Here is an 11,620-nt window from a genome sequence, read left to right as displayed (position 1 = left end):
GCTCTAGTTCAAGACAAGATTATAGCAGATACGTGCAAAGTTAGCGTATCTGCTTAATAAATTATGCTTTATTACGACGTAAGCAGATCACCGCAATTGCAGTAAACGCTAATATAAAACAGTAGTATGATGAAGTAGATACTTGCCACGGGCTAATTTTAAATGTCGCGCCAAGTAGTAACGCTTGTGCACCATAAGGAAGAGAGCCTTGCGTAACACAGGCGAAAATATCCAATAAGCTGGCAGAGCGCTTACCGCTTATCTCACCGTCATCAGCCAACTTTTTAGCAATAGGACCGGCTACGATGATAGACACGGTATTGTTAGCAATACACAGGTTACTGGTCATCACTAATGCCGCAATACCCAGTTGATCAGCCACTTTTCGGTGCCACTTAGCAATTACCTTAGTGATCGCTTGAATCTTTTGCGCGATATAATCTAAGCCGCCATTAATGCGAATAAACTCAGACAGGCCACCTATAAACATAGATAGCAAAAAGATTTCCTGCATATCCGTAAAGCCTTTGTAAATGTCTTTCACAAAGCTGGCGCCTTCATAGCTGCCAGTAAAGCCCATCAATGCTGCAAATATAATACCGCTGAACAGTACTACAAATACATTAAAGCCCATGACCGCCAGCACTAAGATAAATGCATAAGGCAGTACTAATAGAATATCGTAATCTTTGGTTTCGACCGCTTGTGCTGCTGGGGTTAAAAACAATAATAAACCAATTGTCAGGATAGCCGCAGGCAAGGCGATTTTTAAATTCTCACGGAATTTATCTTTCATTTCACAACCTTGAGTACGGGTTGCGGCAATAGTGGTATCAGAAATAATTGATAAGTTGTCACCAAACATGGCGCCAGAAACAATCGTACCGGCCATCAACGCAGGATCAATGCCTGTTTTAATCGATACCGCATAAGCAATCGGGCCAATTGCACCAATTGTACCCATTGACGTACCCATGGCGGTTGAGACCACCGCAGCAATTAAAAATAAACCCGGTAACAGTAAAGCAGGGGGAATAAGTGATAAACCGGCATTTACAACAGCATCAACACCCCCTGTAGCGCCGGCAACGGCGGAGAAAGCACCTGCAAGTAAGTAAATTAAACACATGGTAATGATGTTATTGTGACCAGCACCTTTTATAAAGGTTTCTACACTGTGATTAATGGTGTTTTTATTAAGGATAAACGCCAGCATGATCGCCGGTAAAATCGCAACAGGGGCAGGGAGCTGATAAAAAGCGTAATCAACCCCTTGAGATTGCAGGTATAAACCCGCGCCTAAAAATAAGGCGACAAACGTAAGTAGCGGCAGCAAAGATAACTTTGCGTTAGTTTTATTAAATGATGGCTGCATCATATTCCTCGTTAGATAACTCGTAGCAACTAGTGCAGCAAAAACATCCTTCTTTTAGCAGCATTTAGTTGTGTGCTTATCAAAGTGATAAGTAACTCAACAGCGCCCGCAAGCCAAAGACCAAATCGGCGCAAAGAAAGAAGTTTAAATGTATAGATGGCTAAAGTCTATGGGTATCTGTTATTATTATTTTAAAAGGCGTACCTGACTATTACATGAGTTTTAGATAAAATCTAGCCAACATAAAAGCAAAGGTTAATTAAAATGAATCGAATCGGCGTATTTGGCGCAAATGGAAGAATGGGGCTGGCATTAGTTGAAGCCGCACATAAAAATAATCATGCCGAGCTGGGAGCAGCCTATGTACGAAGCAGTTCACCTTTATTAAATATTGCTGTTAATCAATTAAATAGTGCCGCACCTCCAACCGTTAACTTCAGTGATGAGCGTAATGTAGGCAATATTGACGTATTGATTGATTTTACCCTTCCTGCGGGAATGCGTGAGCATTTAAAAATAGCCGTGGCAGAAAACATCCCGATGGTAATTGGCACAACAGGCCTAAATGATGACGATATGCTGGCGTTACAAGCGGCGGCTAAGCACATTCCTATTGTGTTTGCGCGTAATTACAGTGTGGGCGTAAATATACTGTTGAATTTAGTGCAAACCGCCGCGACTAAATTTGGTGATGATTTAGATATTGAAATTTTTGAAGCGCATCACCGCCATAAAATTGATGCGCCATCGGGTACAGCTTTAGCCATTGGTGAAGCTATTGCCGCTGCAAAAGGCTGGGATCACGATGAAGTTGCGGTGTTTGACCGTAGCAAAGTAGAAACAGAAAAATCGCAAAATGAAATTGGTTATTCGGTACTCAGAGGCGGCGACATAGTTGGTGAACACACCGCATATTTCGCAACTTCTGGCGAAAGGCTTGAATTAACTCATAAAGCAAGTTCTCGAATGACCTTTGCGTTAGGCGCAGTAAGAGCTGCAGGCTGGTTGAAAAATAAGCCGGCAGGACTTTATGATATGCAAGATGTGCTTGACTTGAAGTAGTTTTCTTGCATTTTTGGCGCTTTGGTGGTTTTTTTAGCTAATAGCGCTTATTTTTAGTAATTATTGAAATAGGGTTAGACCTAAATACGAAATTACTATAGAATAGCGCCAATTTGCCAAAAATTCATAATTGCGTGTTTCCAATCGCTATAAACGGGTAGTAAAGCAAATGACTTTACTCCCGTTTTTTACTGTTAGGAGGTTAACTTGACTAAATCCGCTCTGTTAGTTCTAGAAGACGGCACAGTGTTTCGCGGTACTGCAATCGGCGCTGACGGCATGTCAGTCGGCGAAGTAGTATTCAATACGTCTATGACTGGTTATCAGGAAATCCTGACCGACCCTTCATACGCGGAACAAATCGTAACTTTGACGTACCCACATATCGGTAATACGGGTACTAACAGCGAAGACGAAGAAGCGAGTCACATTTGGGCGAAAGGCCTTGTGATCCGTGATTTGCCACTGCTAGCAAGTAATTTTCGTAACGAGCAATCGTTAGATGATTACTTAAAACAACGCAATATCTTAGGTATTGCAGATATCGACACTCGTAAATTGACTCGTATTTTGCGCGATAAAGGCGCTCAAAACGGCTGTATTATTGCAGGTGATGATATCGACGAAAGCAAAGCGCTCGCAGCTGCGCAAGCCTTCCCAGGCTTAAAAGGCATGGATTTAGCAAAAGTAGTCTCAACCAAGGAAAATTTCCAGTGGAATGAATCAAGCTGGACACTGGGTGAAGGGTTTAAAACCTTGAACGCAGAAGATGAGAAATTTCACGTTGTCGCTTATGACTTCGGTGTAAAACGTAATATTTTACGTATGCTTGTAGACCGTGGTTGTAAATTAACCGTTGTTCCTGCACAAACCTCGGCAGCCGACGTGTTAGCACTTAACCCAGATGGTATCTTTTTATCAAATGGCCCAGGTGACCCAGAGCCGTGTACATACGCGATTGAAGCAATTAAAACCTTCTTAGAAACAGAGACACCAATTTTTGGTATTTGTTTAGGTCACCAATTGTTAGCACTCGCCTCAGGTGCTAAAACAGTAAAAATGAAGTTTGGTCATCACGGTGGTAACCACCCAGTGAAAGACTTAGACCGCGATGTAGTTATGATCACTGCACAAAACCACGGTTTTGCTGCGGATGAAGCAACGCTACCTGATAACCTTCGTGCAACGCATAAATCGTTATTCGATGGTACCTTGCAAGGTATTCATCGTACTGATAAGCCAGCGTTTAGCTTCCAAGGTCACCCAGAAGCAAGCCCAGGTCCGCACGATGCAGCGCCATTATTTGATCACTTCATCGACTTGATGCAAGCACGTAACAACTAATTATACCGGAGTAACAATGCCAAAACGTACCGACATAAAAAGCATTCTTATCCTAGGCGCAGGCCCGATTGTAATCGGCCAAGCCTGTGAATTTGACTACTCTGGTGCTCAAGCGTGTAAAGCACTTAGAGAAGAAGGCTATCGAGTTATTTTAGTTAACTCAAACCCTGCAACAATTATGACTGATCCTGATATGGCCGATGCGACGTATATCGAACCAATTCACTGGGAAGTTGTTGAAAAAATTATTGAAAAAGAAAAGCCAGATGCAGTACTGCCCACTATGGGTGGTCAAACTGCATTAAACTGTGCATTAGAACTTGATAAGCACGGTGTATTGGCAAAACACGGCGTTGAGCTTATTGGTGCAACAGCTGATGCAATAGATAAAGCAGAAAACCGTGAACGCTTCGACGTAGCAATGAAAAACATTGGTCTTGAATGTCCACGTGCTGAAATTGCTCATTCAATGGAAGAAGCCCGCGATACTATGACGCGCATTGGCTTACCATGTATCATTCGTCCTTCTTTCACTATGGGCGGCACCGGTGGTGGTGTAGCGTATAACCTAGAAGAGTTCGAAGAAATCTGTGAACGTGGTTTAGACCTTTCTCCAACTAGCGAGTTATTGATTGATGAATCATTAATCGGCTGGAAAGAGTATGAGATGGAAGTTGTTCGCGACAAAAAAGACAACTGCATCATCGTATGTTCTATCGAAAATTTTGACCCAATGGGCGTGCACACAGGGGATTCAATCACTGTGGCTCCAGCACAAACCCTAACCGACAAAGAATACCAAATCATGCGTAATGCCTCTATGGCAGTACTACGCGAGATTGGTGTTGAAACCGGTGGTTCAAACGTACAGTTTGGTGTAAATCCAGTTGATGGCCGTATGGTTATCATCGAGATGAACCCACGTGTATCACGCTCATCTGCACTTGCGTCAAAAGCAACGGGCTTCCCGATTGCTAAAATCGCTGCTAAGTTAGCAGTCGGTTACACGTTAGACGAGTTACAAAATGATATCACTGGCGGTAAAACTCCAGCGTCATTTGAGCCGTCAATCGATTACGTAGTAACAAAAATTCCTCGCTTTAACTTTGAAAAATTTGCCGGTGCAAACGACCGTTTAACTACGCAAATGAAATCAGTGGGCGAAGTAATGGCGATTGGTCGTAACCAACAAGAGTCATTACAAAAAGCATTACGTGGCCTTGAAGTAGGTGCAACGGGCTTTAACCCGATTGTGGCGCTTGATGACCCTAAAGCAAAAGAAAAAATTATCCGCGAACTACGTGAGCCAGGTGCAGAGCGTATTTGGTACATTGCAGACGCAATGCGTCACGGTATGAGCGTTGATGACGTGTTTGAACTAACTAAGATTGACCCTTGGTACTTAGTGCAAATCGAAGACATCTTAAAAGATGAAGCGAAAATCGCTGAAGTTGGCATGGCTGGCTTAAATGCAGACTTTCTACGTAAATTAAAGCGTAAAGGTTTTGCTGACCCACGTATCGCTGAAATTGCCGGTGTTTCTGAAGCTGAAATTCGTAAAAAGCGTCACCAATTAAATATCGTGCCTGTGTACAAGCGCGTTGATACCTGTGCTGCAGAATTTAGCTCAGACACCGCTTACATGTATTCATCTTATGATGAAGAGTGTGAAGCGAACCCTTCAGATCGTGATAAAATCATGGTTATCGGTGGCGGCCCTAACCGTATCGGCCAAGGTATTGAGTTTGATTACTGTTGTGTACACGCGGCGCTTGCACTACGTGAAGACGGTTACGAGACTATCATGGTTAACTGTAACCCTGAGACAGTGTCTACTGACTACGATACATCAGACCGTTTATACTTCGAGCCAATTACCCTTGAAGACGTACTTGAAATCGTACGTGTTGAAAAGCCAAAAGGCGTTATCGTGCAGTACGGTGGTCAAACGCCACTGAAACTTGCTCGTGCCCTTGAAGCGAATGGTGTGCCAGTGATTGGTACTTCGCCAGATGCCATTGACCGCGCAGAAGACCGTGAGCGTTTCCAACAACTTGTTGAGCGTTTAGATTTACTACAGCCTGAAAACGCAACGGTAACTTCAACTGAAGAAGCAATTGCTAAATCAGCTGAAATTGGCTTCCCACTGGTTGTACGTCCTTCGTACGTACTAGGTGGTCGTGCTATGGAAATTGTCTATGACGAGCAAGACTTACGTCGTTACATGACCGAAGCCGTATCTGCATCAAATGAAGCGCCAGTATTACTTGACCGTTTCTTAGATAACGCGATTGAAGTTGACGTTGACGCAATTTGCGACGGCGAGCAAGTGATCATCGGCGGTATTATGGAACACATTGAGCAAGCCGGTGTTCACTCTGGTGACTCTGCCTGTTCATTACCAGCACATTCGTTATCACAAGAAGTGCAAGACGTAATGCGCAAGCAAGTAACAGATATGGCACTTGAGCTTGGCGTAGTTGGTTTGATGAATACTCAGTTTGCTGTTAAAGATGGCAAAGTGTACTTAATCGAAGTAAACCCACGCGCTGCGCGTACTGTACCGTTTGTATCAAAAGCAACCGGTGTAGCACTTGCTAAAGTAGCGGCGCGCTGTATGGCGGGTCAATCGCTTGCAAGCCAAGGTATTACTAAAGAAGTAATTCCTCCTTACTACAGCGTTAAAGAAGTAGTATTACCGTTTGCTAAGTTCCAAGGCGTAGATCCAATCCGTGGCCCAGAAATGCGCTCAACGGGTGAAGTAATGGGCGTGGGCGATACATTCGCTGAAGCCTTTGCAAAAGCACAATTAGGTGCAAGCAACACTTTACCACGCGGTGGCCGCGCGTTACTATCAGTGCGTAATAGCGATAAACCACGTATTGTTGAACTAGCTAAAACCATGACTGAGCTTGGTTTTGAACTAGATGCAACAGGTGGCACAGCTGCAGCCCTTGAAGATGCTGGAATTGCGGTACGCCGTGTAAACAAAGTATTTGAAGGTCGCCCGCATATTCTTGATAGAATCAAAAATGGCGAGTATAGCTATATCGTTAATACCACCGAAGGTCGCCAAGCGATCGAAGATTCGAAGGTGTTACGTCGTGGTGCATTGCAACACAAGACTAACTATACGACGACGCTTAATGCGGCATTTGCTAACTGTACTGCTAACCAAGCAGACGACCGTAGCAAAGTAACGTCAGTTCAAGAACTACACCTGAGATTGAACTAAGGAAATGTGCCAAGGCCGTTATGCGCGGCCTTGGGATTAAGTGAGAAAAGTATGCAATCAATTCCGATGACAGTTCGTGGCGCTGATTTACTGCGCAAAGAGCTTAACGAATTAAAAACAGTTACCCGTCCAAAAATCGTTGCAGATATAGCTGATGCACGTGAACACGGTGACTTAAAAGAAAACGCTGAATATCATGCTGCGCGTGAGCAACAGGGTTTTTGTGAAGGCCGTATTCAAGAAATTGAAGCCAAGCTTTCAAATGTACAAATTATTGATGTAACTAAATTGCCAAACACCGGTAAAGTTATTTTTGGCACTACGGTAACGATTGTAAATGTTGAAACCGATGCTGAAGTAACCTACCAAATTGTTGGTGATGATGAAGCGGATATTAAAAACCACCGTATTTCGGTTAACTCACCAATCGCTCGCGGTTTAATTGGTAAACAAGCAGACGATGCTGTGATCATTAAAACGCCAAATGGTGATGTTGAATACGAAGTTATTGAAGTGCAGTACATTTAATTACTTTACTCATTTTCACGCTTTTAAAAACCGATGCCAGCATCGGTTTTTTTATGCCTCAAACAACCTCGACATTCTTTAATAAATTGGGTACGTTAAGCTAACGTATTGATAATTTGTAGATGTTGATGACAGCCATTACTTTTCCAGATGCATTAAAAAACGGCGATAAAATCGCCATTTGTGCCTTTTCATCCGGTGTTGATAGCGTCTTCCAGCCACGCCTTGAGCGCGTACTTAGCGGTTTAACACGCCGTGGTTACCAAGTAGTGGAGGGCGAATGTGTAAGGCAACAAAGTAGCCCAGCAAAACAACGCGCCGATGAGCTGATGGCGTTTTTAGTTGATGATAGCATTGCGGCAATTATGCCGCCTTGGGGTGGGGAACTTGCCATGGAAGTGCTGCCATACCTGGATTTTAATGCAATTAAACAAGCTCGCCCGAAATGGCTCGTTGGCTTTTCAGATGTCAGCACGCTTGCTTGTGTATTAACCGCACGTTGCGGCTGGGCAACATTACATTGTACCAACTTAATGCAACTGCATCCAAACGAGCAAGATACTCACTGCTTACAAGTATTTAAAACGCTTGAGCTCGAAGCGGGTAGTGAATTTACGCAAACACCCGCGCCGTGTTATCAAGCTGATGCAATTAATTATGCCAAAGTACCTGATGCGCTATTTTCACTCACGCAACCGAGCCAATGGCGTTGTTTAAACGTCAAAGATAGCCGCGAAGTAGAGCTATCTGGGCGGTTATTTGGCGGCTGCTTAGACACCCTTGGTTTATTACTGCCATCACCCTTTGTAGCACTGGATGAATTTAAAAAACAATTTGCGCCTCATGGGCTGGTTTTATACTTAGAAAATGCCGAGCTTAATGCTAATGCGCTAACGCGGTTTTTAATATCGCTGAAATTAAGTGGCATTTTCAGTGATATTAACGGCCTAATTATTGGCAGAAATGGTGCAGCGACAAATCCCGAACAACAAGCTGAATATTATCAAGCGCTTGAGTTATCCCTTGGTACCTGCTTATTCCCGGTCATTATTGATGCTGATATCGGACATATCGCACCCAATTTATGTTTAGTCAATGGTGCCAGAGTAAAAGTATTGGCAAAGCTTGAGAATGCAAAGGTGCGCGATGCACAAATCACCACCAATTTAAGTTAAAAGTGAGCGTTTATGATCCACGTTAACAGCGCAGAAGATTTTAAACGCTTACGCTGTATAGCGCTGGCGGCACAGGGGTTATTGCAAAAACGGCCCTTTGGGGTAGGGCAAGCAGGTGCCTGTGAGGCGATTAATCAAATTGGCTATGTACAAATTGATAGCATTAGCGTTGTACAGCGTGCGCATCATCATATTTTGCACTCTAGAGTCCCTAATTACTCGCCTGATATGTTAACTTGCATGTTGCATAACAAAGCCACTTTTGAGTATTGGGCGCATGCGGCGGCTTTTTTGCCAATCGCAGATTTTCGTTTTTCTTTGCTTTATAAACATGCAATAAAAAGTGGTCAAACCCACTGGTATAAAGACAGTGATCGCAAGTTGATGGCTGAACTGCTTACACGCATCCGTAATGATGGCCCTTTACGCTCACGTGATATTAAAAGCAGTACCAACAAAAGTAATGGTTGGTGGGATTGGAAGCCTGCTAAAAAAGCGTTGGAGCAGTTATACATGGAAGGGGATTTAATGGTGAGTAGCCGTGAAGGCTTCGAGAAAGTGTATGATCTCACAGAGCGCGTGCTACCAACAGAAGTGAATTTACAGATGCCGAGTATGGCAGAATATGCAGAGCATATTTTAGATCAACAATTACGTTGTCATGGGCTTGTTTCAATAAAAGGATTAACTTATTTACGCCGTAATACTCAGTTAAAAGCAGCTATAAAAAACCTCGTAAATACGCGATTACAGCAAAGCCAATTAGAGCAACTGCAATTTACTAATGGTGAATCGTACTTTTTGCCAACAGGGGGTTTTGAGCAAACTCGAATTCGTGTCAGCGAACAGCTGAAAATCCTTTCCCCCTTTGATAATAGCGTGATCCAGCGAGAACGTTTAAAGTCATTGTTTCAGTTTAACTATCAATTAGAATGCTACGTTCCAGAGGCAAAACGCCAATATGGTTACTTTTGCTTACCGCTATTGTTTGCTGATGTGTTTATTGGCCGCATGGATTGCAAAGTGCACCGTAAAACAGCTCATTTAGAGATCAAATCGTTGCACTTAGAGGTCTATGAATTGGATATTTCCCTTGTAATAACTGCTTTTGGTAATGCAATCATGGAATTTATCGCATTCCAGCAATGTAACTCAGTGTCACTAAATCAAGTTCACCCACAACGGCTAACACCTATACTGCAGAATCTATTAAAGTCATTGTTTTGAAACTACAATAGCAGTGCGTAAGCTTCAGTAATTACGCACTGGGTAGGCTAATTCAGCGTTATACTTTGATTTTAATCAGTTAATTTTACACACTAGATTTGTATCTAAAGTGGTTGCACATGCTTTTGATTGAGTTGATTGCCAGTGTTGAAGATCAGATTGCGCAGTACAACCGGCATCTTCAATTAGTAACACATCATCCTCACACAGTAATAGCACAGCGTTTTTATCTTGAATGAAAACTTTTAACTGATAGCCCTCAAAAGGATCGAGTTTGTTTTGTTCATCGTTGATAGCTGCCATTAGCAAGGCTTGTGGATCAGTATAGGTTTGAGAGCTGAACTTTAATGTGCCATCAACCGCGGCGGAAATGTCTTTTAATTGCGATGCAAGATTTGCCATTTTTTCGGGGTCATACGTATTAACTAAGCTAGTGCAAGCAACAGATAAAACAATAGTGATGAGTAGAATGAGGTTCTTCATATCAAATATTCCATGCGGTTAGGTTGCCATTTTCGTCTTTACCGTTGTCTAAATTCCAATTACAGATTTGGCTGCAATGTGCATCATTAAAAATAGCATTGGCGATAATAGATATAAAATACTGTATATTTACAACCGCTAAATCAAAAATAGCGTCGTAATGCATTGACCCGTTTGGGGTATTAAGTTGCTCAATATACGTGTAATCAATCTCATCTTGGCGAGGGTAGAGTAGCCCGTTGTTTGCTGCAACATGTCTTGCCCATGGGAAAAGCCGATACCCTTCTTCAGCATGGTCAACAACCAGTTGAAAACCTGAGTGCCAGGCATCGAAGTCAGGTGCTGCTGATTGCGCATAGTCTGGGTGGATATTCGATAAAACATGTTGCCAAAGTTGTTTAATATCGTCATCAAGGCAATTGCTTTGGTTGGTACACGACCCGATATTAAGCTGAACGCGATCCGCATGACCAATTTCACCCAGATTTAACCTTGGCCAAATATAAGAGTCTTGATTCATTTCACAGATGCGGTGGTCAGTTTGGTTTTGCTCATATGGGCCAACTTTAAGCTCGACCACCGGATGAATCGTGATATCAGCCGCAACATGCGACATATAACCACACAGCCAGGCAAAGCACTTTTCTTGCGTGCGGCCTTCAAGTTCTTTGCAGTACGTCACAGCCGCTTTAATGATGTCACCGGTGTTTTGGTAATGCATTAAATCAGCCCATTTATTTTGCTCTGAATTACCGATAGCTAAATAAGGGTAGTCAGGGGATACACAGCCCAACTCGAGGTATTTTTGGTTTTGACTTAAGATCAGCTTTGCTCTGTTTGGAATATTCATTCCAATCAAAGCGTTATTCTCAGTAGCTATGTTAGCCGCAGTGATGTGTGCAAAGGCACCAGGCATGAGTAAATCCTTCTACTTAATATTTTAATATACCGATCAAATTACAACAGTATGGTTATTAGTCAAGTAGTGGAAATTATAAATAACTGTATTATTTAGCAAATTTAAGCAGTGTTTTATAAGATATTAGCTTAGGAAAGGAGTTAAATGGTCGGTATGGAGAGATTCGAACTCTCGACCCCTGCCACCCCATAAAAATCACCTGTGCTTTATCGTGTACAAAAGTGGCTAAAAGTGTTCTACAGTGAAGTGTTTGAAGTAATTGTAAGTTATTG

Annotated in this window: 9 protein-coding genes; 6 read left to right on the top strand and 3 right to left on the bottom strand. The window is 42.7% G+C overall.

Annotated elements, in window-relative coordinates; translation table 11 throughout:
• Positions 1-61: 61 nt before the first annotated feature.
• Positions 62-1,375, bottom strand: coding sequence for a Na+/H+ antiporter NhaC family protein (locus V7783_RS07195; protein ID WP_064667008.1), 1,314 nt, complete (start codon positions 1,373-1,375; stop codon positions 62-64).
• A gap of 264 nt (positions 1,376-1,639) precedes the next feature.
• Here V7783_RS07195 and dapB point away from each other — a divergent pair, with 264 nt between their 5' ends.
• From dapB to V7783_RS07165, 6 genes are all read left to right on the top strand, one after another.
• Positions 1,640-2,437, top strand: coding sequence for a 4-hydroxy-tetrahydrodipicolinate reductase (dapB, locus tag V7783_RS07190; RefSeq protein ID WP_335678136.1), 798 nt, complete (start codon positions 1,640-1,642; stop codon positions 2,435-2,437).
• 207 nt (positions 2,438-2,644) lie between these two features.
• A complete protein-coding gene (gene carA / locus V7783_RS07185) occupies positions 2,645-3,781 on the top strand; it encodes a glutamine-hydrolyzing carbamoyl-phosphate synthase small subunit (RefSeq protein WP_064667006.1) in 1,137 nt (378 codons plus the stop codon).
• Between the two features lie 16 nt (positions 3,782-3,797).
• On the top strand, positions 3,798-7,016 hold the full coding sequence (gene carB / locus V7783_RS07180) for a carbamoyl-phosphate synthase large subunit (RefSeq protein WP_283710621.1): 3,219 nt from the start codon (positions 3,798-3,800) through the stop codon (positions 7,014-7,016).
• A 51-nt stretch (positions 7,017-7,067) separates the two neighbouring features.
• A complete protein-coding gene (gene greA, locus V7783_RS07175; protein ID WP_064667004.1) occupies positions 7,068-7,544 on the top strand; it encodes a transcription elongation factor GreA in 477 nt (158 codons plus the stop codon).
• Positions 7,545-7,672: 128 nt separating this feature from the next.
• Positions 7,673-8,719 carry a S66 family peptidase gene (locus V7783_RS07170; protein ID WP_335678135.1) on the top strand — a complete coding sequence of 349 codons (1,047 nt, stop codon included), beginning with the start codon at positions 7,673-7,675 and terminating at the stop codon, positions 8,717-8,719.
• Positions 8,720-8,731: 12 nt separating this feature from the next.
• Positions 8,732-9,946: a winged helix-turn-helix domain-containing protein gene (locus V7783_RS07165; RefSeq protein ID WP_335678134.1), complete on the top strand. Its 1,215-nt coding sequence runs from the start codon at positions 8,732-8,734 to the stop codon at positions 9,944-9,946.
• Positions 9,947-10,021: 75 nt separating this feature from the next.
• On the opposite strand, the gene V7783_RS07160 is transcribed toward V7783_RS07165, so the two are convergent.
• Together V7783_RS07160 and V7783_RS07155 are read right to left on the bottom strand one after the other, a co-directional pair.
• Positions 10,022-10,429 (bottom strand): hypothetical protein, encoded by a 408-nt coding sequence (locus V7783_RS07160; protein WP_335678133.1) that lies wholly within the window; start codon positions 10,427-10,429, stop codon positions 10,022-10,024.
• A gap of 1 nt (position 10,430) precedes the next feature.
• Positions 10,431-11,345: a zinc dependent phospholipase C family protein gene (locus tag V7783_RS07155; RefSeq protein ID WP_335678132.1), complete on the bottom strand. Its 915-nt coding sequence runs from the start codon at positions 11,343-11,345 to the stop codon at positions 10,431-10,433.
• Positions 11,346-11,620: the final 275 nt, after the last annotated feature.

The organism is Pseudoalteromonas sp. (genome assembly GCF_036960685.1).
GTDB lineage: Bacteria > Pseudomonadota > Gammaproteobacteria > Enterobacterales > Alteromonadaceae > Pseudoalteromonas.
This window is presented reverse-complemented; position numbering and strand designations above follow the sequence as displayed.

Excerpts from the sequence above, each read along its gene's own strand:
- V7783_RS07195 (WP_064667008.1), bottom strand. The coding sequence starts at position 1,375 with ATGCAGCCATCATTTAATAAAACTAACGCAAAGTTATCTTTGCTGCCG.
- dapB (WP_335678136.1), top strand. The coding sequence starts at position 1,640 with ATGAATCGAATCGGCGTATTTGGCGCAAATGGAAGAATGGGGCTGGCA.
- carB (WP_283710621.1), top strand. The coding sequence starts at position 3,798 with ATGCCAAAACGTACCGACATAAAAAGCATTCTTATCCTAGGCGCAGGC.
- greA (WP_064667004.1), top strand. The coding sequence starts at position 7,068 with ATGCAATCAATTCCGATGACAGTTCGTGGCGCTGATTTACTGCGCAAA.
- V7783_RS07170 (WP_335678135.1), top strand. The coding sequence starts at position 7,673 with ATGACAGCCATTACTTTTCCAGATGCATTAAAAAACGGCGATAAAATC.
- V7783_RS07165 (WP_335678134.1), top strand. The coding sequence starts at position 8,732 with ATGATCCACGTTAACAGCGCAGAAGATTTTAAACGCTTACGCTGTATA.
- V7783_RS07160 (WP_335678133.1), bottom strand. The coding sequence starts at position 10,429 with ATGAAGAACCTCATTCTACTCATCACTATTGTTTTATCTGTTGCTTGC.
- V7783_RS07155 (WP_335678132.1), bottom strand. The coding sequence starts at position 11,345 with ATGCCTGGTGCCTTTGCACACATCACTGCGGCTAACATAGCTACTGAG.